Annotated in this window: 20 protein-coding genes and 1 riboswitch; of the genes, 13 read left to right on the plus strand and 7 right to left on the minus strand. The window is 59.9% G+C overall.

What is annotated here, in order from left to right; all coding sequences use genetic code 11:
• The first annotated feature begins 28 nt into the window (after positions 1-28).
• Positions 29-478 (plus strand): hypothetical protein, encoded by a 450-nt coding sequence (locus ACHQGU_RS10900; RefSeq protein WP_395495032.1) that lies wholly within the window; start codon positions 29-31, stop codon positions 476-478.
• A gap of 85 nt (positions 479-563) precedes the next feature.
• Here the strand turns inward: ACHQGU_RS10900 and yajC are convergent, their stop codons facing one another.
• Positions 564-929: a preprotein translocase subunit YajC gene (yajC, locus tag ACHQGU_RS10905; RefSeq protein ID WP_197056220.1), complete on the minus strand. Its 366-nt coding sequence runs from the start codon at positions 927-929 to the stop codon at positions 564-566.
• Positions 930-1,082: 153 nt separating this feature from the next.
• Here yajC and ACHQGU_RS10910 point away from each other — a divergent pair, with 153 nt between their 5' ends.
• The 7 genes from ACHQGU_RS10910 (at position 1,083) to folE (ending at position 7,524) form a co-directional block, all read left to right on the plus strand.
• Positions 1,083-1,955: an ATP-binding protein gene (locus ACHQGU_RS10910; protein WP_061505512.1), complete on the plus strand. Its 873-nt coding sequence runs from the start codon at positions 1,083-1,085 to the stop codon at positions 1,953-1,955.
• Positions 1,956-2,002: 47 nt separating this feature from the next.
• Entirely contained in the window at positions 2,003-2,497 is a 495-nt protein-coding gene (locus tag ACHQGU_RS10915) for a DUF2721 domain-containing protein (protein ID WP_215754659.1), read from the plus strand.
• 155 nt (positions 2,498-2,652) lie between these two features.
• A complete protein-coding gene (locus tag ACHQGU_RS10920; protein WP_062141717.1) occupies positions 2,653-3,768 on the plus strand; it encodes an aromatic ring-hydroxylating dioxygenase subunit alpha in 1,116 nt (371 codons plus the stop codon).
• On the plus strand, positions 3,761-4,750 hold the full coding sequence (locus ACHQGU_RS10925) for a bifunctional GNAT family N-acetyltransferase/(deoxy)nucleoside triphosphate pyrophosphohydrolase (RefSeq protein ID WP_395495033.1): 990 nt from the start codon (positions 3,761-3,763) through the stop codon (positions 4,748-4,750). Before ACHQGU_RS10920 ends, ACHQGU_RS10925 begins: the two co-directional genes overlap by 8 nt.
• Before the next feature lie 109 nt (positions 4,751-4,859).
• A riboswitch (SAM riboswitch) is annotated at positions 4,860-4,939 on the plus strand.
• A 64-nt stretch (positions 4,940-5,003) separates the two neighbouring features.
• Entirely contained in the window at positions 5,004-6,212 is a 1,209-nt protein-coding gene (gene metZ, locus ACHQGU_RS10930) for an O-succinylhomoserine sulfhydrylase (RefSeq protein WP_395495034.1), read from the plus strand.
• Between the two features lie 178 nt (positions 6,213-6,390).
• On the plus strand, positions 6,391-6,864 hold the full coding sequence (gene apaG / locus ACHQGU_RS10935; RefSeq protein ID WP_043550495.1) for a Co2+/Mg2+ efflux protein ApaG: 474 nt from the start codon (positions 6,391-6,393) through the stop codon (positions 6,862-6,864).
• A gap of 51 nt (positions 6,865-6,915) precedes the next feature.
• Positions 6,916-7,524, plus strand: a complete 609-nt coding sequence (gene folE / locus ACHQGU_RS10940) for a GTP cyclohydrolase I FolE (protein WP_062141713.1) — start codon at positions 6,916-6,918, stop codon at positions 7,522-7,524.
• An 87-nt stretch (positions 7,525-7,611) separates the two neighbouring features.
• On the opposite strand, the gene ACHQGU_RS10945 is transcribed toward folE, so the two are convergent.
• The 3 genes from ACHQGU_RS10945 to moaB all read right to left on the minus strand — a co-directional run bounded on the left by ACHQGU_RS10945 (position 7,612) and on the right by moaB (position 9,470).
• Positions 7,612-8,280: a POTRA domain-containing protein gene (locus ACHQGU_RS10945; RefSeq protein WP_062141712.1), complete on the minus strand. Its 669-nt coding sequence runs from the start codon at positions 8,278-8,280 to the stop codon at positions 7,612-7,614.
• A 64-nt stretch (positions 8,281-8,344) separates the two neighbouring features.
• Entirely contained in the window at positions 8,345-8,923 is a 579-nt protein-coding gene (locus ACHQGU_RS10950; RefSeq protein WP_215754663.1) for a DJ-1/PfpI family protein, read from the minus strand.
• Complete coding sequence (moaB, locus tag ACHQGU_RS10955) at positions 8,916-9,470, minus strand: molybdenum cofactor biosynthesis protein B (protein ID WP_043550490.1); 555 nt, start codon at positions 9,468-9,470, stop codon at positions 8,916-8,918. Before moaB ends, ACHQGU_RS10950 begins: the two co-directional genes overlap by 8 nt.
• Positions 9,471-9,662: 192 nt before the next feature.
• On the opposite strand from moaB, the gene ACHQGU_RS10960 reads away from it, so the two are divergent.
• Positions 9,663-11,123 carry a carbohydrate porin gene (locus ACHQGU_RS10960; RefSeq protein ID WP_082779539.1) on the plus strand — a complete coding sequence of 487 codons (1,461 nt, stop codon included), beginning with the start codon at positions 9,663-9,665 and terminating at the stop codon, positions 11,121-11,123.
• Here the strand turns inward: ACHQGU_RS10960 and ACHQGU_RS10965 are convergent.
• Together ACHQGU_RS10965 and ACHQGU_RS10970 are read right to left on the minus strand one after the other, a co-directional pair.
• Positions 11,107-13,896, minus strand: a complete 2,790-nt coding sequence (locus tag ACHQGU_RS10965; protein ID WP_395495035.1) for a GTP-binding protein — start codon at positions 13,894-13,896, stop codon at positions 11,107-11,109. The genes ACHQGU_RS10960 and ACHQGU_RS10965 overlap by 17 nt on opposite strands.
• Positions 13,893-15,038, minus strand: coding sequence for an exonuclease SbcCD subunit D (locus tag ACHQGU_RS10970; RefSeq protein WP_395495036.1), 1,146 nt, complete (start codon positions 15,036-15,038; stop codon positions 13,893-13,895). The genes ACHQGU_RS10965 and ACHQGU_RS10970 overlap by 4 nt, the downstream gene beginning before the upstream one ends.
• A 260-nt stretch (positions 15,039-15,298) precedes the next feature.
• Here ACHQGU_RS10970 and ACHQGU_RS10975 point away from each other — a divergent pair, with 260 nt between their 5' ends.
• From ACHQGU_RS10975 to ACHQGU_RS10985, 3 genes are read left to right on the plus strand one after another with little or no spacing between them, the layout of a single operon-like run.
• Positions 15,299-17,383: an FUSC family protein gene (locus ACHQGU_RS10975; RefSeq protein WP_395495037.1), complete on the plus strand. Its 2,085-nt coding sequence runs from the start codon at positions 15,299-15,301 to the stop codon at positions 17,381-17,383.
• Positions 17,384-17,385: 2 nt separating this feature from the next.
• Entirely contained in the window at positions 17,386-17,586 is a 201-nt protein-coding gene (locus ACHQGU_RS10980) for a DUF1656 domain-containing protein (RefSeq protein ID WP_043550706.1), read from the plus strand.
• 15 nt (positions 17,587-17,601) lie between these two features.
• A complete protein-coding gene (locus ACHQGU_RS10985) occupies positions 17,602-18,564 on the plus strand; it encodes an HlyD family secretion protein (protein ID WP_062273416.1) in 963 nt (320 codons plus the stop codon).
• Here the strand turns inward: ACHQGU_RS10985 and ACHQGU_RS10990 are convergent.
• On the minus strand, positions 18,561-19,181 hold the full coding sequence (locus ACHQGU_RS10990; protein WP_395495038.1) for a hypothetical protein: 621 nt from the start codon (positions 19,179-19,181) through the stop codon (positions 18,561-18,563). The two genes, ACHQGU_RS10985 and ACHQGU_RS10990, sit on opposite strands and share 4 nt — an antisense overlap.
• 82 nt (positions 19,182-19,263) lie before the next feature.
• Here ACHQGU_RS10990 and ACHQGU_RS10995 point away from each other — a divergent pair, with 82 nt between their 5' ends.
• Entirely contained in the window at positions 19,264-20,124 is an 861-nt protein-coding gene (locus ACHQGU_RS10995; protein ID WP_395495039.1) for a hypothetical protein, read from the plus strand.
• Positions 20,125-20,136: the final 12 nt, after the last annotated feature.

Below are 20,136 nucleotides of genomic sequence, written 5' to 3' on the forward strand. Positions count from 1 at the left end.
CACGGAAACGACAGTTGAGGGCCGTATTGTGAAGCACTATTCCCTGATCGGCATCGCCATCTATTTTTCATCCTGGGTGGGAGTAGCCCTGCTCGGGCTGGCCTATTGTAACTGGCATGAGGTGGCGTCCACGGTTGTGCTGATGCCGCTCATATCCCTTGCCATTGGCACGGCAATCGTCCTGTTTCTGAAATTCGTGCTGAAAAAAGAGCGGAGGCTGGCCACATTCTATCGGTCCCGCATCCAGAAGCCGATCTGGCGGGCGGTTTTCTGGCTTTTACCCCTGCCTGCCCTCACGCCCCTTGTGCTGCATATTCTGCACGGCCACCCGCAAAGCAACGATACGCTGGGCCTGAAAATTCTGGTACTGTTGAGCATCATCATGGCAGGCGAAGTTCTGGCTCTGGATGTGACTGAGGAAATTGCCCAGAACGACACGGCGGACACTCGTCTGGCAGCCGAAGACGAGCCTCTCTAATTTGCCCCCCGGCCATAAAAAAAGCGGGCCAGAAGCCCGCTTTCTATCACAGCACGCAAGGTGCGCTGCCTGATGCGCCGTACGCTTATTTCTTAGCGTCCGCTACATCATTCGCCGGTTTCGCCGTGCTGGTCAGAACCGTGGTGACGGTGCTGCGCAGAACCATGACGCGGACGTTCGGGGCGATTTCGACCTCAATTTCCTGACTGTCGTCCCGGGATTTCTGCACAATGCCGATAATGCCACCAGCGGTGACAATCCGGTCGCCACGACGCAGGGACTTCAGCTCGTTCTGAAGCTGCTTCTGCTTCTGCTGCTGCGGGCGAATCATCAGGAAATACATGATGACGAACACACCGATGAACGGCAGGAACGACATCAGACTCGAGCCAGCACCCCCGCCACCGGCGGACTGGGCATAGGCTGCAGGAATAAGAAAATTGGACATGATGGCAGGCTTTCCGGAAAGGCTGGTTGCGTAATTAAGATGCGTGACCATAATTTTCACGGCTCACACGTCAAGCATCCCTTGAAGATAAGCCGTCGCACCACCTCCTTTCCTGCCGGAAGTTCCCCGGCGGCACAACCATGGACCCTGCCCCTGATGGATACCGCCCCTCTCTCCGTCCTTGAACGTATTGCCTCAGCGCTGGAGCGCCTTTCCCCTCCGCCGCCAAGTCTGGACGGCGTGGATCAGGCTGATGCGTTTGTCTGGCTCCCCGAGCGCGGGCGGCTGCTGCCGGTAGCCCATGTGGCCCATGTGCCTGCCGGTTTGTTGCAGGGTGTGGACTCGCAGCGCCAGACGCTAATGGACAATACCGAGCATTTTGCCCGGGGGCTGCCCGCCAACAATGCCATGCTGTGGGGCTCTCGCGGCATGGGCAAGTCCTCGCTGGTTAAGGGTGCGCATGCGCTGGTCAATCAGGTGGACGGCAAACCGTGCGCCCCCGGTCAGGGCCGGGTGGCACTGGTGGAAATTCAGCGGGAAGATCTGGCCACCCTGCCGGACCTGCTGGCCATGCTGCGGGAAAGCCCGCGCCGCTTCATCATCTTCTGTGATGATCTGTCTTTTGAGAAAGAAGACCGCGACTATAAGGCCCTGAAATCCGTTCTGGATGGGGGCATTGCCGGGCGGCCGGAGAATGTTCTGTTCTACGCCACGTCCAACCGCCGGCACCTGATGCCGCGTGAGATGATTGAGAACGAACGCGCCAGCGCCATCAATCCGTCTGAAGCCACGGAAGAGAAAGTCTCCCTCTCCGACCGGTTCGGCCTGTGGCTGGGTTTTCACGCCTGCCCGCAGGATGTGTTTCTTGACATGGTGCGGACCTATGCGAGAGAACGCGCCCTTCCCATCAGCGATGAGGATCTGACAGCCCGCGCCAATGCATGGGCCATCACCCGTGGCGGTCGCTCTGGCCGGGTGGCCTTCCAGTTCATTGAAGACCTGACGGCAGAACTGGCCTCCAGCCGCTAGATCCTCCACTCGCGCCCACTGTTCTGGCAGCAAGGATTTTCCGCTTCATGGCCCTTCCCGTTTTGGCAGGCATCTCCGCCGAACCGATTGATAGCGTCGCGCATATCATCCAGATCGCGCTGACGCCGGTTTTCATGCTCTCGGGCATCGGCACGCTGCTCAACCTGTTCAATACCCGTCTGGCCCGCGTGTCCGACCATATTGAACAGGCCAATGCCCTGCTGACGGACGATAATGATGACCCGGACCGCAACCAGACACTGGAGAAGCACCTTGTTCGCCTGCACCGCCGCACCCTGATGCTGGACACGGCCATTCTGGCCGGAGGGCTTGGGGGCGCGGCCTCCTGCGGGGCAGCGTTTGTGCTGTTTATGGGCAGTGTGCGGGATTCCTCCGTCGCCAACTGGCTGGTCATTATGTTCGGGCTGGCTCTGGCCTGCACGGTGGGGGCGCTGGCTCTGTTTCTGGGGGACAGCCTGATTGCCTGGCATGGGCTGAAGCGTGAAGGACCTATGCCCAGACCAGCGCCAAAAGCAGCCTGACATTCAGTTTCTGAATAATTTGCAAATAAAAAGAGAATAACCGGGCATTCCGCTCCCTCTGCGTCTTGCCTCTTTGTGTGATATACGGTTGCATGCATCCGCTAATCGGCAGTGTCAGGATGACGCGGCCCCGAACGTCATGACATAGAGGCAAGATGGACCAGACCGTTCAGACTGACACACCAGACGACACACCCTCTTTTGGCGCGGGGCATAATAACACCACAGGTACGGATCTGCGGCGCATCCGCTCCAATCCGGACTTCTGGTACCCGGTTGCATGGTCCAAAGAACTCAAGCCGGGCAAGACCATCGGCACGCGCTATGCCGGCACACCCATTGCCTTGGTACGCCCGACGGAAGGCGCCATTTTTGCGCTGGAAGACCGCTGCGCGCACCGGCAGGTTCCGCTTAGCAAAGGCAAGGTTTGCGGTCAGTCCGTTCAGTGCTGCTATCATGGCTGGGCCTATGGCCGCTCCGGCCGCTGCATTGATGTGCCCTATCTGGGCAAGGGCAAGCTGCCCAACGGTGTGCGCACCTTCCCCTGCCGTGAGCAGGACGGCCTGATTTTCATCTTCCCCGGAGACCCGGATAAAGCGGATTCCGTGCCGCTGGCTCCGCGTCTGGCCCGCGTGGGAGACCCGGCCTACAAGACCCGCTTCTTCGGGCAGGAAGTAAAGTGCCATTACAGCTTCATGCATGAGAACCTGATGGATATGAACCATCAGTTCATGCACATGAAGCAGATGGGCCAGATGCGCCCCCGCTTTCTGGGCCAGAAACGTGAGCCCGGTCTGGTGGAAGCGCGCTATTCCTTCGCCCGCACCAGCGGAAAGCAGCCGCTGGGGGAAGCTCTGATTTTTGGCGAACGCCGCGATTCCTCGGAAAAATTCCAGCATCGTGACGTCATGACCATCCGCACGGAATATCCGTATCAGACCCTCCGCATCCAGACGGGTGATGAAGACCCGGTGATGGATCTGTGGATTGTCTACGTCCCGCAGGATGCAGAAGAGCTGACCAACCGGACCTTTGGCCTGCTGTCTGTCAGGCGCCCCAAAGTGCCGGGCGTTCTGGAGCTGGCATGGCCGTTTCTTGTTGCCTTCACCGAGCGGATTTTTGCGGAAGACCGCGAAATTGTGGAACTGGAACAGAACGCATGGCGTGAGCTGGGCGGCGACCACAATGTGGAAGTCTTCCCCGTGATTAACGCCCTGCGTGCTCTTCTGGCAGAATGCGGTGTTCCCGCCGCACCGGCTGTGAATGCCTGAGATCACGTCTCTGGTTCTGGAGGCGCCGCCTTACCGGCTGCGCCCTCTTCTGCCTGATGATGCCCCTGCGCTCCACAATCTGGTCAATGACTGGGAAGTGGTGCGCATGCTCAGCCGCCTGCCCTTCCCCTACCCGCGGGAACTGGCTGATGACTGGATTGCGTCCACGCTCTCCATGCATCGGGCCAGAGAAGGCTGTCATTTTGCCATTCTGGATGAAAACGACACCTTTCTTGGCTGCGTTGGCCTGCGTGTGCAAACAGTGCCGCAGGTTGGGCGTGTTGGCATGCTGGGCTACTGGATAGGCCGCACGTACTGGGGCCGGGGCATTGCCACCCTTGCTGCAGGGCGGCTGGCCCGCTGGGCTCTGGCCAATCTGGATATTACCTGCCTGCGCGCCACGGTTGCGGACGATAATGCTGCGTCAGCCCGTGTTCTTGAGCATGTCGGGTTCCGGGCTATCGGAACAGACAAACAGATGTTTGTTGCCCGAGGGAAAGACCATCCCGTGCGGGTGTTTGAAGCCACGCGGGATGATCTCGACACCCCTGCAGGCACGCAGGCGGACGGTATCGCTACTCCCCGCAAGCTCGTTCTTGTTTCTGCTGCCGCGCTGATTGATGCGGAAGGGCGCATTCTTCTGGCCAAACGGCCGGAGGGGAAAAGTCTGGCAGGCCTGTGGGAATTTCCGGGCGGGAAAGTCGAGCCCGGAGAAACACCGGAAGCTGCTCTGGTGCGGGAACTGGAAGAGGAGCTGGGGCTGGATGTCTCCCGCGCCTGTCTCGCCCCGTTTACCTTTGCATCACACTCCTACAAGGGGTTTGACCTGCTGATGCCGCTTTATCTGTGCCGCCGCTGGGCTGGAACACCGACCCCGAAGGAAGGGCAGACACTGGCATGGGTGAGCCCGGAACACCTGCATGATTACCCCATGCCGGACGCGGATATTCCTTTTGTGCCGCTCCTGCAGGAATTGCTCTAAAATACGCCCGCCCCCGCTGCATGGCTGAGGCCGCGGCAAGGCGGGCGGATAGATGCTTGACGAACAGAACCCGCCTTTGCATAACAAAATGCTTGCGGTGTGTTAAAACACGCTAAAACCTCGTGATTTGTACGGCCGGCTTGCGGCGAGGTAAAATAAACGCGCTAAAGAGGCCATGGCGACGCTGTGCCGACGCCACGGTTTCCACGGTCACACTGCGCTGTATGACAGCAAAAGAACCGGATACCTCATTATGAGTGACAGCAAGACACCCTCTTCCAAAAGCTGGCGCCCCGCCACCCGCCTGTTGCATGCGGGGCTGGAACGCACCGAATATGGTGAAACCAGCGAGGCGCTTTTCCTGACGTCCGGCTTTGTTTACGAAAACGCCGAGCAGGCCGCTAAAACCTTCACCGGTGAAATCTCCCACTACCAGTACAGCCGCTTTGCCAACCCGACGGTTGCAGCGCTGGAGCGCCGTCTGGCAGATCTGGAAGGGGCCGAAGCCTGTGTGGCCACCTCCACCGGCATGGGCGCTGTCTCTTCCGCCCTGCTGTCTCAGGTCAAAGCCGGGGACCGCGTTGTGGCCTCCCGCGCGCTGTTTGGCTCCTGTCACTGGATTGTGGCCAACCTGCTGCCGCAATACGGCGTGGAAACGGTGTTTGTAGACGGCGGCGATCTTGCTGCATGGGACGAAGCTTTCAGCAAACCGACAGCCGCCGTGCTGCTGGAAAGCCCCTCCAACCCCATGCTGGACGTGCTGGACCTCGCTGCCATTGCAGAACGTGCCCACAAGGCCGGGGCACTGGTGATTGTCGATAACGTCTTTGCCTCCCCCCTCTACCAGAAGCCGCTGGAACTTGGTGCCGATGTGGTGGTGTATTCCTGCACCAAGCATATCGATGGGCAGGGCCGCGTTCTGGGTGGTGCCGTGCTGGGCAAGGAAGACTGGATTAAAGAAACGCTCCAGCCATTCGTGCGCAATACCGGCAACGCGCTCTCCCCGTTCAACGCATGGGTCATGCTCAAAGGTCTGGAAACACTCGCCCTGCGCGTGGAAGCCATGACCCGCAACGCCGCAGCCGTAGCGGACTATCTTGCCTCGGCTCCCGGCATTGTCAGCGTGCGCTATCCGGGCCGCAAGGACCATCCGCAGCATGACATCGCCCAGCGCCAGATGACGGGCGGCGGTACCATGGTCGCGTTTGAAGTGGAAGGCGGGCAGGACGGCGCATTTGCGTTCATGAACGCCCTCCAGCTCATCGCCATCTCCAACAATCTTGGCGATGCGCGCTCCCTCGTCACCCATCCGGCCACCACGACGCACATGAAAATTGGTGCGGAAGAACGGGCCAAACTGGGCATTTCCGAAGGGGCGATCCGCTTCTCCGTCGGGCTGGAAGACAGCGCAGATCTGATTGATGACCTTGCCCGTGGCGTGGCAGCACTCGCCAAAGGCTAACGCCTGACCACCGCCTGTCTGCTTTGTGCCGGAACAGCAACAGACCAGACAGGCGGCTTCCCTTATCCAATCGCTTCGTGATACTGCCAGCGGACTGTGCCGTGACGTCTGTCTTACGGGATGCCCCCGGATGGCATGAAGCTGGCCATGTTATTCTTATGCAGGAGCAGAACACCCCATGCCTGACTGGCCGGACTCACCGCCCATGTCCCCCGATCATGATGACGCCCTGAGCGAACTCTTCGCCTCAGCGCCGATGTATGAAGCCGTGACGGACGATATGCGCGTCTGCGTGCAGGTATTCTGGCTCCCGGAACAGTCTGAACCGGACGAGGATGTCTATTGCTGGGTGTATCGCATCCGCATTGAAAATGGCGGCACAGCCCCCATCCAGCTGAAGGAACGTACCTGGCAGATTACCGATGGCGCTGGCCGCACGGAATATGTGCATGGTGAAGGTGTTGTAGGCGAACAGCCCGTCATCCGTCCGCAGAACGGGTTTGATTACACATCCGGCGTCTCCCTCACCACGGCAGGCGGCTTTATGCGCGGATCTTACCAGATGTGGAATGTCAATTCCGGTAAACGGTTTGATATTGCCATTCCGGCTTTCAGCCTTGATAGCCCGTTCCAGTTCCGCCAGATCCATTAACCCGAACTGGCCATGACCGCTTCATCATCATGCAGACCGCAGGAGAATGGCATGAGCGACCCTCTGCCCAAGACTGACCGCCCAACCCGTGAAGAGGCGGAAGACGCCATCCGCACCATGCTCCGCTGGGCCGGGGAAAATCCGGACCGCGAAGGCCTGCATGATACGCCAGCCCGCGTTGCCCGCGCCTATGAAGAGTTTTTTGAGGGCTACGAGATCGACCCCAAAACGCTTCTGGAACGCACATTTTCCGAAGTTGAAGGCTATGATGAAATCGTGCTGTTGCGCGATATTCGCTTTGAAAGCCACTGCGAACACCATCTGGCCCCCATTATTGGCCGCGCACACGTGGCCTATCTGCCGCGCCAGCGCGTCGTCGGCATTTCCAAACTGGCCCGTGTAGTGGATGCCTATGCCCGCCGCATGCAGATTCAGGAACGGCTGACGGCCCAGATTGCCAACACCATTAATGATGTCCTGCAGCCGCACGGCACGGCCGTCATTATTGAGTCCAGCCATGAATGCATGACGACCCGTGGCGTGCATCGCCCCGGTGTGTCCATGGTCACCAGCCAGATGCTGGGCGTGTTCCGCACCAACTCTGATACACGGCGGGAACTGCTGGCCATGCTCAACCGTCCGGGTGCGAGCGAATACTAAGACGACCTGCCCCCACACAAACGGGGGCGCAGACCTGAACAGGCGGCGCTGAATTTACCTCAGAACCGCTGTTCGGGCCTGAAAGCCTTAATCGTTAGCTTTTTCCGTCAGGTGATAAGTCAGCGTGACGCGCTCATCCTTATGGGGAGCGCGGCTTTCCGGCACGATGGTCACGCCGATATTCTTCTTCACATACAAAGCCTGAATAGCTTTCTCATCTGCCAGCACGGTTGCAGGGGTAACCTGTTCGCCCGGCTGACGATGCACGGCCTGTTTCAAAGCGGAAGTTGAGACGTGCAGATTGCCGTCAAACCCAAGGCTTTCCAGCACCAGCGGCTTGTCAAAATGTGCGGGGCCGCCTGTTTCTTCAATGGCCCATTCCACCTTCACCCTTTTGCCGTCCAGGTTAAGGCTCTGGTGGAATTTACCGCCAACATTCTGCTGCTGGTACAGCTTCATGATATCCTGCAGGCCCTGCGTGATCTGCGCCTGCGTGACCATGCTGCCAACATGGAACGGCACCACAGCCATAATGGCCCCGGTGCTGACCTGTTTATTGCCGGAAACCTTGATGTCTTCCACCCTGACCGGCGTGTTGAGGGTCGGAAGCCTGACGTCCGGATGCACGTTCGGCGCCGGACTTGGAGCGTCATTTGGCGGGAGGGAGGTCGCCTGCTGTGCCCATGCTGCGGCTGGCGGCATGGCACAGGCCAGACTGAGAACCGCAGGGATAAAATGGGCAGTAAGACGTCTCATAAGAGGCTCCATCCTGTTGAACACAATTCTCTATGATGCACAACGGAAGGAGCCTGCCAATGCACTATATTGTCACAGTCGCGCCCAGCACGCTGAGGAACTGGGCCAGCCAGGCCGGGTGAGCCGGCCAGGCCGGGGCTGTAACCAGCTCTCCGTCCGTCACGGCCTCTGTCACCGGAATATCGGCGTACGTTGCGCCGGCCATTTCCACTTCCGGGCGGCAGGCCGGGTAAGCCGAAACCTTGCGGCCCTTGATGATATCCGCCGCAGCCAGCAGCTGCGCACCGTGGCAGATGGCAGCCAGAGGCCGGTCTGCAAAGGCTTTGACAATCTCAATCACCCGCGGGTGCATGCGCAGGTGCTCCGGCGCACGGCCACCGGGGACGATCAGGCCAATATAATCGTCCGTATCAATCTCATCGAACGTCGCATTGAGCTGGAAGGCATGACCGGGCTTTTCGCTGTAGGTCTGCGCCCCTTCAAAATCATGGATGGCGGTCAGGACCTTGTCCCCCGCCTTCTTGCCGGGGCTGACCACATCCACTTTGTAGCCCACCATCAGCAGCGCCTGATACGGCACCATGATCTCGTAATCTTCCACATAATCGCCTGCCAGCATCAGCAGTCTGACGTCTTCAGTCATGGGAATGATCCTCCTTCAATCCTTCACGCAACCGGGGCATGAGCTCCACAAAGTTACAGGGGCGATGGCGGCTGTCGAGCTGGAACACAAGAATGTCATCCCAGCCGTCTTTGACGGCCCCGGTTGAACCGGGCAGCGCAAACAGGTATGTTCCGTCCGCAACACCTGCGACAGCGCGGGACTGAATGGTGGACGTGCCGATCTTGCGGTAGGACAGCATTCTGAACAATTCGCCAAAGCCTTCGATGCGCTTTTCAAGCACACAGTCAAAGGCTTCCGGCGTCACGTCGCGCCCGGTTACACCGGTGCCGCCATTCGTGATCACCACATCAACCAGAGGGTCTTTTATCCAGCTCTTCAGCTGTTCCGTTATCTGTTTGACATCGTCCCGCACAATCGTGCGGTCTGCCAGCACATGGCCTGCCTGCTCCAGGCGGGAAACCAGGGCCTGACCCGATGTATCTGTCTCAAGCGTGCGGGAATCCGATACGGTCATTACCGCAATACGCACCGGCAGGAAGGGGCGGTTTGTGTCTATTTTTGTCATAAGCGGAATTCATCATCTGACGCAGCATGCGTCAACGCATTCCGGGCGGCACGTGGCTGGCGGTTGTCGCCAAAATACCACCCAACAGGCCGAAAGACCCAAAAGAGTGAAAAAAGTTTTAGACATTATGGTGCCGCTTTGAAACAATATGAATACTCGCCTCATGCATCCTCAACAAAAACAAAAAGAAACATGACAAGATTTTCATCCGGCTTTTCTTTCTTTTGCGCGCTCTCCTTTGCCTGTTGCCTGACGCCTGCTTTCTCCTCCAAGGCCTCTGCGCAATTGCTGACAGGCGGGAACAGTGCTGCTGGCCTCTGGCCCAGTCTGGAAGCCAATAATGAGGCCAACCCGGTGGAAGACCCGGGCCCGATGTTCTCAGCGCCCTATGGGAAAAACCATTTTTTTGGAGACTGGTGGGGCGCTCAGCCCTGGCTGCTGGACCACGGTATTCATATTCTGGCCGACGTGCATGAAGAACTGGCGGGGAACTTCCGTGGCGGCATGCGGCAGGGTGTGACCAATGCCGGGCAGGTTGGTGTCGAGCTGGATGTGGACTGGGGCAAGCTGACGGACCTCAATCTGCTCAAAGGCTTCTGGACCCACATGATGGTGGTGAACGGCCACGGCCAGAACCTGAGCACCCAGTATATCGGGGATTCGATTGGCGGTGTGCAGCAGATTTACGGCGCACGTGGTAACGTGGTGGCCCATCTTGTCTATCTGTATGGCGAAAAATCGTTCCTGAACAACCATGTGGATATCAGCGCAGGCTGGATTCCGGTTGGCAGCTTTTTCGCGGCGTCTCCGCTGTTCTGTATGTATATGAACGTGGCCGTCTGCGGGAACCCTGCCCCGAACAAATACACTGAAGGCAACCGTGACTGGCCATCAGGCAACCTTGGTGCCGTGGCGCGTGTCATGCCCACCAATGACACCTACATCATGGCCGGCCTGTTTGCCGTCTCCCCCCATGCCTTTAACGGCGGGATTTCCGGCTGGGCCTGGGCACAGGATGGTCTGGGCAAGTTCTCCACCCCGGTGGAAATCGGCTGGATGCCGTCCTTCGGCAAGAACCACCTCGTGGGCCACTACAAGGCTGGCTACAGCTACGATAACTCCAAATATAAAGACCTGTATGAGGACATTAACGGCAACCCCTGGGTGCAGACCGGCCAGCCAGCCCGCTACCATGCAGGCCGCGCCAGCGCATGGGTGCAGGCTGACCAGATGCTGGTTCGCAATGGGGAAGGCCCGACCAACGGTCTGATTGCCATGGGCGGCTATATGTGGACAGACGGCAAGACCACCGCGATGTCCCACCATCTGTGGGGCGGCCTGCTGGAAACGGGGAAGCCCTGGGGCCGTCCGAATGACAGCATCGGCATGATGTATCAGTGGATGAAGATGAGCCGTACCGTCGCGTTGCAGCAGGAAGCGTCCATTGTTGCCGGGCAGGATTTCCAGTCCAACCAGTGGGGACAGGTCTGGGGCGTGCAGTCTCATGAAAACGTCTATGAGTTCTTCTACAACGCGCATGTCGCGAATGGCCTGACCCTTCAGCCAGACTTCCAGTATATCAACCGGCCGGGTGCCACGACGACGTTCCATGACGCCGCCGTGATGGCCCTTCAGTTCAACGTCGTTCTGTAATCTGCGGGATGGGCCGCAGGCTGAGAGGCCTGCCGCCCAGTCTGGCAAAAGCTTCCACGCGGCAGGTCAGCACCAGAATCTGGAACCGCGTGGCCGCATCCGCCAACACATCGAACATCAGTTCCAGCCGCTGAGAATCTGAAAAACTCAGCGCGTCATCCAGCACCAGAATGGCTGGGGACTGGCGGGCGTGCAGCAGTTCTGCAAAGCCCAGACGCACCAGCACGGCAATCTGCTCCCGCGTGCCATCCGACAACTTGCCAAACTCTTCCGCCGTCCGCCGCATCAGGCCACACAGACCAAACCCCGTATCCATCTCAAGAGACGCACCCGGAAACACCGTGGAAAACGCGGGCTGCAAAGTGCGCACAAGCGGGGCGAGATAGCGTTCGGTCTGGGTTTTTTCCGCATCACTCAGGGTCTGGTCCAGTAGAGCTAATGCGGCACGCTCCCGCTCATACCCTTCACAGTCCAGTTTAAGGCGGGAGGCCGTGCGTCCGGCCTCGGCGATTTTTTCATCAAGCCCGTCGCCTTCGGCCACGCGCACGCGGGTTTCCCGCTCCTTAATCTCCTCGCGCAAGCGTGCAATGGACGTGCGGGCGTTTTCCAGCCCCTGCTCCCGCCGCATAATGCGGGTTTCCACAACGGACAGCGGCTGCTCCGTCTCACGCCCGGCCTTGAGCGCCTGCACATGTGCTTCGGCCTGCGCCTGAGCCTGCGCGGCCTCGGCCGCCCGTGCTGCGAGAGCCTCATCGCTTTCCCGCGCCGCACTCACGGCCAGTTCCCGCCCGACCTGATCCCGCTCCGTCTGCTTTTGGCGGAGTGTTGCCTCAGCTTTATCCTGAAGATTTTGGGCCGCATTATACGCCGCCAGCTCCGCGCGCTCGGTCTGCCGGGCTTCGTCCGCGACGCGGGCGGCGCGCTCTTCCTCCTGTCGCGCCTTCTGCTGCAAGACCTGCAAAGTCGCCTCAGTCTGATCCCCCCGCGCGCTGCCTTCTACCTCTGCACTGCAAACAGTTTCTGTCCCCGTCTGAACCGCACGGGTACCTGCCGCCCCGGTCAACTCCGGCTGGCAGTCCTGCTCAAAAGCCGCCTGCTCCCGTTCCAGAGCAGCAACCTGATCCCTAAGCTCCTGCCGTAACGTCGCCAGAGCTTCGAACAGGGTCGCGTCGCGCTCATCCCGCGCCGTGGGCAGAGAGGCCACAAAGGCCGCACGTGCTTCCGCCACCCGTGTTTCGGCCTGTCGCCGTTCTTCAAACAGAGTCTCGGCGTCCTCCGCTCTCTGGCATCCGGCAGAGTGCAGGACGGACTGAAGATGTTGCCGGGCCGTATCGGCGGCGGCCAGAGCCTCATCATGGTCTTTGACAGCCGGTGTAATGCGGAACTGACCGATGCCTTCCACCTGCACGTCTGCTGCCTGTGTCAAAACCGTCTCACCCTGCGGGCAGGCAACTCCATCCAGCAGAACACGACCAGCCGCTGCGGGCTGCAAGGTCACCGTCAAACGGGTGGCGCGGGCGTTCAGCGCGGCCTGAGTGGCATCCTGCTCCCGCACGGCTTTCCGCACGCGGCGGATCAACGCTTCATCAACCTGCAAGGCCGCCAGCGCGGCACGAGCCTGTTCCAGCCGCGTGCAGGCCGCCTCGGCCCGGTGCAGCGTCTGTTTGCTCCGATCCAGTGCGGCGCGCTGCTGCAAGACTGTTGCGCGACGGGAAACCGCCAGCAACGCCTGCCGTGCGGTCTGCTGCTGCTGTTCCGCCTGCTCTCGCTGTGTGCGGCTTTCTTCATAACGCTGACGGGCCTGTGCCGCCCGCTGCGTGAGGGCTTGCAGATCATGCTGCATTTCCGCCGCCTCACGCTCCAGCTTGCGCTGGGTCTCCCGCCGTTCCTGCCGCCGCTCCTGCTCATCGCGGATGCTGTTGCGCGTGTGCGTCACTGTTGCGAGGGCTGCTCTGGCGGCCTGCTCTTCCGCATCTGCAACCCGCAGCTTGTCCCGCAACTGGCGTAAAGCGACCAGTTCGGCCTCATCCTGTGCCTTGCGTTCCGGATCTTCCTGCTCACGCAAGGCCCGGCGCGCCTGATCCAGCGCCGCCAGATCCTCTTCCAGCGCAGCCCGCCGGTTTTCGAGATCTTGCAGATAAGCCTGCTCCTGCGTTTCCTGCTCCAGCGCCTGCTTGTATTTGCCTGTTGGCTGACCGCTTTTTGCCGTCTGGAGCAGATGCAGCCGGTCCCGCACACGGCTCAGCACGGCGCTGGCCGCAGCCCCACCGGTCGCATGGTCTACACCATGCTCCAGACAACTGCGCAGACTGTCCTGCCCGGTCTGGTTCAGGTCCGGCTGAGCAAAGCTCTCGCCCTGCCCCACCAGCAGCGCGCTCCACAGCCCTGCGGCCTCACCCTTGCTGGCTTCTTCCAGCCCCAGAAGGTTACGCAGAGCCTCTTCTGCCTGATCGCCCTCAAACCGTTCTGATCCTAGCATCAGACGGGTAAAGGCCTTTGAGATGAACTGCTTTTCCAGATGGCAGTCCATGCCCTTCCATGTGAAAGAGACCGCCACATGCGGTGCGCCGCCACCATAAGGCTGAAGATCCTTAACGGGCTTGGCCTTTGAGCTGGACCGCACCATCAGAACCGCCTTCAGCGCGGCCAGCAAGGTGGATTTCCCGGCCTCGTTCGGCGCGGCCAGCACGTTCAGCCCCGGCCCCAGTCCATCCAGACGCACGGGGGACGCAAAGCGCCGAAAGCCTTCAATCTGTAAATCTGTCAGGATCATCCTGCCTGCGCTCCCATCTCCTGCCAGAACAGAAAAAGCCGTTGCAGGGCTTCCGAAGCCAGCTGCCCCTCCGCCCCGCCTGATTCTGACTGAGCCAGCAGGTGCTCAGCAGCGGCACGCACTGCCCCACCGGAACCAAACCGATCCAGATCATCCAGCCCGGCGGAAAGCTGCGGGGCTCCCGTCAGCCGCAAACAGGCGACGGCTCCGCTCAGGCGCTTGAGGATATTACTTTCATAAAGGGCCATATCGTCCACCGACAGCAGGCCCGACACCGCCGCCCAGACCAGCACCGCCCCCGGATTATCCGGCGCAATGCTGCGGATGCGGGCATCCAGCGCCAGAATATCCTGCTCGGATGTCAGCACCACATCATCCAGCTTCTTCCATATGTAGCGCCCGGTTCTGTGGCGTTTAATCTCCGGTTCCGCCCGAGGCCCGTGCAGCGTGACGACCACGGCTTCCCCTCCGCCACCGCCGCCAGTCGTAAAGCGGTCCGTCTCCGGGGTACCGGAATAAATCGTGCGGGTATCAATCTGACAAAAGCCGTGCCAGTCCCCCAGCGCCAGATAGGCCAGCCCGGCGCGTTTAGCACGGTCCAGCGCTACGGGGTTATGTTCAGACTCAACCTCACCACCAAACCCAACCACGGAGCCGTGCGCCAAACCGATTCGCAGCGCATCGGGAGGGGTTTCGGCCTCGTCCATATAAGCTGTCAGGTCCGTCAGAATATGGCGGCGTTTGAGCACGGCGGGCAGCACCCAGGCCTTATGCGCCGCATCAATCAGCACAGCACCCGGCTCCCGATGCACCGTTACATTCTCCGGCAGACCGCTGCGGGCCAACCGCGCCCAGACACCCTCTGGCAGATCCGCATCATGGTTGCCGGGGATCAGATGCCACTGGATGTCCGCAAAGTCGCGCATGCGCTCGATTGGCTGATGCAGGGTGCGCTCGGCTGGCGTTTCATGCTCATACACATCGCCCGCTACCAGCACATGCGCAGCGCCTTCCTGCCGTGCCAGCAGGCCGAGCCTTCGGATGACTTCCAGCCGTTCCGCCTGCAACGCGCCGAGCGTATCGTCGTCAGCAAAGCGGAACGTCCGGCCAATCTGCCAGTCTGAGGTGTGAATAAATTTCATAAAGGTCGCAGTTTTGAGAGGATGTGCCTTAATTCAGCACATCCTGCCGTGGCATCATACCCTTGCGGGGCACCCCAAGACTGGCCTTTTTGCCATGCACGCATTTTATGCAACCCGGCTCAGCGCATAAAAATTCCCCCATTGAATTATATTTTATTTTAATAGACTTCTGATTTTTGGGATTCGGCATAACACAGCCTGTTTTGCCCGACTCTGCGTGACCCAGACTGACCTCTTGAGCGGCAAGGACGACGGAAAGGATGAGCCTCAACACCCCAGCCGCCTCGCCTGTCAGATTCTGGAAGGGCCTTCGCCCGGCTCTCCCCGCCGCCATCTTTCCGCCTGGCTGGTTTCTGTTTTGCCTGCGAACATGGCTTTCCGCTGTGCTGGCCCTAAGCACCGCGTTCTGGTTGCAGCTTTCCTCCCCCGGCTCTGCCGCCGTTACGGTGATGATTCTGGCCCAACCCCTGCGCGGGCAAGTACTCTCCAAAGCGGTTTATCGTTTGATGGGCACCATGGTCGGGGCGTTTGTGGCGCTGTTTCTTACCGCCTGCTTCAATCAGGACCGTGTTGTCTTTCTGGGCGGTGTCGGGCTCTGGCTCACTCTGTGCACCATTGTCGGCACGCTGGAAAAGGACTTCCGCGCCTATGCGGCCATGCTCTCAGGCTACACCGTGGCCATTGTCGGCATTAGCTGCATTGATAATCCGGGCTCGATTTTTGATGTCACGGTCAACCGCGTCTCGGCCATTGTGGTGGGCATTGCCGCCACGGCCGCGGTCAATGATATTTTCGGCTCCCCCACGGCGTGGGAAAAACTGGCCAGCAACCTGCATCGCGTGGCCAATATGGTGCAGCGCATCAGCCGCGATGCCATGGCGGGACACGGCATTCCCGATGACATGGCCTGCGCAGGTCTGGCAGGCGAGATTATCGCGCTGACCTCTCAGGTCTCCTTTGCCAAAACCGAATTGCCCGATGCCCGTGTGCGGCTGGCAGGCGCACGCTCCGCCATGGTGGCCTTGCTGGAAATGCTCAGTTGCAGCCGGGCCATTGCTGCCGTGCTGCGCAAGGGCGAGATTTCCGGCCCGGTGCTGAACCAGATCCGCAGCGCCTTCGGGGATGGCACCCCCGTCGCATCCCCCCGTCAGGCCGTGTGGGATCTGGAAGATCTGGCGAAGGAAGCCCATGCGGAAGAGCTGGACCGTGGCCCGACACTGGATGAAGCCTGGCTGATTGAACGCTCCATGGCGCTGCTGTCCGATGCCCGCTGGGCTGCTGATGGCATTGACGCCTTTGAAAACGGTAAGCGTGCCCGCACGCAGGCCCCGGAACTGAAAATCGAGCAGCATCAGGATGTGATTGCCGCCCTGCTGGCCGGACTGCGTACCCTCACCGGGTTCTCTGTAGCCGCCGGGCTGTGCATCATCTCCGATATCCCTTCGACCTATACCGCGCTCTCCCAGGTGGCCGTGATCCTCACACTGGCAGCCACCACCTATAATGCCCGCGGCTTTGGCATGGGCGCATTGATCGGCACCCCTCTGGCCATTGCGGTTGCGGCTGTTCTGAACTTTGGCATTCTCCCCCACGGGGCGGACATGCCCTTTCTGGCTATGGCCATCATCCCGGTTATTTTTGGGGGCTGCCTGCTGCTGATGAACCCGAAGACGGCCACAATCGGCTTTAACGCCGGGGTGTTCTTCTTCGTCATTCTGGGCGTTGCGAACCAGCAGAACTATGAACCTTCGGCCTTTATTGACCGGAACGTGCTGTATCTGTTTGCCGCCATTGTCATCTTCATCTCACTGGTGCTGCTTCTGCCTCCTTCCGCTAACCGGCGGCGCTTCCGCGTGGCGATTACCATTGGGCACGATTTGCGGCTCCAGCTTGAAGGGCACGGGGAACAGGCGGGTTCCGCGCTCATCAGCCGCCATTACGATCGGCTGTGCAAAATTCTCGACTGGAACAGCTACCTGCCGAACACGAAATCCAAGGTCCGCGTGTTCAACCGACTGTCCAGTCTGGATGAACTGAATGTCGAACTGGCCCGCGCCCGGCGCCATTTGCAACGCGCCGCCACCATCCCGGCCATCCGGGCCGATGCTGAGGCGGCGTTCCGTTCCACAGTCGTCTACAACATCAACTCCGCTCTGTACCGCATGCGCAAACACGCGCGCATCCTGCTCGATCACGCCATTACCCTGCCGCATGGTGAGATGGCGACAGCGCTGGCAGCCGTCTCCGGGATGGTCGGGGCCATCCGGCTGCTGGAGCATAACCGCTCCGCGCTCCAGATTTACGACATCATTCCCCTGCCCGATCAGCAATGGAAGGCCTTCTGAGCATGGAGCTTCGCGCTGTTCTGGATATTGATGGCCTGCTGGTGTCCTCGTTTCTGGTCCATGCGGGTCTGGCCGTTGTCACGCTGCTGGTGCTCAACCCCATTTTAGCAAAAGTGGGCGCCCGCCGGGTGATCTGGAACCTGCCTCTGGCTGAATTCGGGCTGTTTGTCTGCCTGATCGGCCTCTACACCATTCTCTTGTAAAAGGATTGTCCAACCGTGTTTGAACGCGCTCGCCGCGCCCTGCAGTTTGTCACGACGGGGACAATTCTCGCCATTGCCGGCATTGTCGGTCTTGTGTTGTGGGACTACTACACCGCCGCTCCCTGGACCCGGAACGGGCAGGTTCGTGTGCAGGTGGCCGATATTGCGCCGCGTGTGTCCGGCCAGATTATTGCCGTGCGGGTCCGGGACAACCAGTTTGTCCATGCCGGGGATATTCTCTACGAAATCGACCCGTTCGATTTCAAAGTGGCCGTTGCCTCCGCCACCGCCCGCGTGAATGAACGTCAGGCCGACATGGTGCTGAAGGACACGCAGGAAAGCCGCCGGAATAAACTGACGGAAGTGGCCGCCTCCCGTGAGGAAAAGCAGGTCTATCAGGCCACTGCCGACATGGCCAAAGCCCAGTATGGGGAGGCCATGGCGGCTCTCTCTCAGGCCAGGATCAATCTGGACCGTACGTTTGTTCGCAGCACAGTGACTGGCTATGTCACCAACCTGATCATGCGGGTGGGTGATTACGCGACAGCCGGTAAATCCAATGTGCAGGTCATTGATGCCTCATCCTACTGGGTGGATGGCTATTTTGAAGAAACCAAAATCCGCTCCATCCATGTGGGAGACCGGGTGCGGATGGATCTGATGGGCTTTCGGGAACCCATGTGGGGCCATGTCATCAGCGTGACCCGCGGTATTGCCACACCCAACGCCACGCCCTCCACACAGGGCCTGCCCTCCGTGGACCCGGTTTATACCTGGGTGCGTCTGGCCCAGCGTATTCCGGTGAGGGTGCATATCGACAGCATCCCGCCCGGCACCCAGATTGCCGCTGGCATGACAACCACCGTCACCATTGTCGGCAGCAAGGGAAAGCGCGCGCATGATACGCTGGCAGAAACCTTCGACCGCTTGCACGACGCTCTGATGGGTGGAGCCGGGGGGAGTGGTGTACGGAATTAAGCGATAGGAAGCGGCAGGGCCAAAGCCTCACTCAGCACGGAGTTCCAGAGCGGCGAGAACTGGTCGGAATGGCCATACGGCGCAAAGTGGTCAAGATATCCTGCCAGATAGGAGGATTCCGGCCGGACATGCCCGATCAGATTCGGGTCTTCCGTATGCCGCACAACCAGCAGGCGGGCGGGCCCATGCTGCGCGATAGCCTGTGCCAGCTCTTCGGCCACCTCAGGCTGGACATTCTCGTTACATTTATAGACACAAAAAACTGAAGGGTCGCTCAGACGCTGCAGGAATTTTTCGACCAGATAGTCAATTTTTTCCTTCTCGGACTTGTAAATCTTCCATCGCTGCTCTTCAGAATCACACCACAGGCGGTCTTGGGAAAGCATGCCTGTATGGAAACAAAATCCATATCGGGAATCACGCACCATATTATCCCAGAACGCCGAGAGATTTTCAAAAGCATACAGGCCGGCAAAACTGTGGCGCAACGCCTCTATCAAAGCCTCCGGGCTGGCACGGGCCCACCGCAGCAATCCGCCACTTTCATCGCCATGGGCTCTTTTCACAAATCCGAATTCACAATTATCGCCGATATTCTCAAACCGCTCTGTCTTCATAAGTTACTGACCCGGAAAATTACTTGTATCTGTGGTTGCAGGTCATAGCGATGCAACAAAGCAAATCACAAGAACAGACACCTTGGGCTTTCTTTATTCCTGCCGCTGGACGCCTGTGCGGGCGACTGGCACAAATGGCACTATGTCTGGCCAGATCATCCTCCTCCGGCGCGTCGCTCTGGCGGCGTTCTGCCTTTTCCTCTCCGCGTCCGGCAGCTTTGCAGCAGCCGCCTCAGGGCAGAAAAGCCGCGGGCTGGTTGTCCACACGCCCTGCCTGGAGAGCCTGCATCTTGTCAGCAACAGAGCACAAAGTGAGATGGCGCGTGCTGAAGGGGCTTTGCCGAAGGATGTAACACTCACCACGGCGGCCGATGGCGTGACAACCCTCAGGCAGCAGACCTGCACCCGGAGCGGCACTTTGACGGTCTCTGTCCGGCCCGACATCAGCCTGACCATTGATGACGCCGGCACGACGAACATCACAGTGGCCGATCGCACCGGCCCCACCTTCATTCACGCAGGCAGCGGCAGCCTGACTCTGGGCAAAACCGGAGAACTGGGACTGTTCTCTGACTCCTCCGGCCCCATCACCATTTCAACGCTGGCTGAGTCTGCCCGTATCCGCTCGGAACAGAGCGCACCTGTCACCATTCATACGGTCGCCGCCCCCGCTCTGGCCCTGTATCTGGGAGGGAGCGCCAGCTTTACGGCCAATACGGGCCAACTCAAGGCTCTGGAGATTACGTCCAGCAGCACGGGAGACGCCGTTTTTCATGGTGTAACAGACGTTGGCATGTTCCATGTCGAGCAGAGCGGGGGGATCAGTGTTGACAAAGTCACAGGTCCACTGGCAACGGAACGAGACGGAAGCGGAAAGATTATCAGCGATGCCGCAGCGCCCCCGCCCCTTACCCGGGCAGACCGGGCCAACGTCCTGCCCTAAGGCGTGACACGG

This window comes from Acetobacter sp. KSO5, assembly GCF_044094635.1.
Taxonomy (GTDB): Bacteria; Pseudomonadota; Alphaproteobacteria; order Acetobacterales; family Acetobacteraceae; genus Acetobacter; species Acetobacter cerevisiae.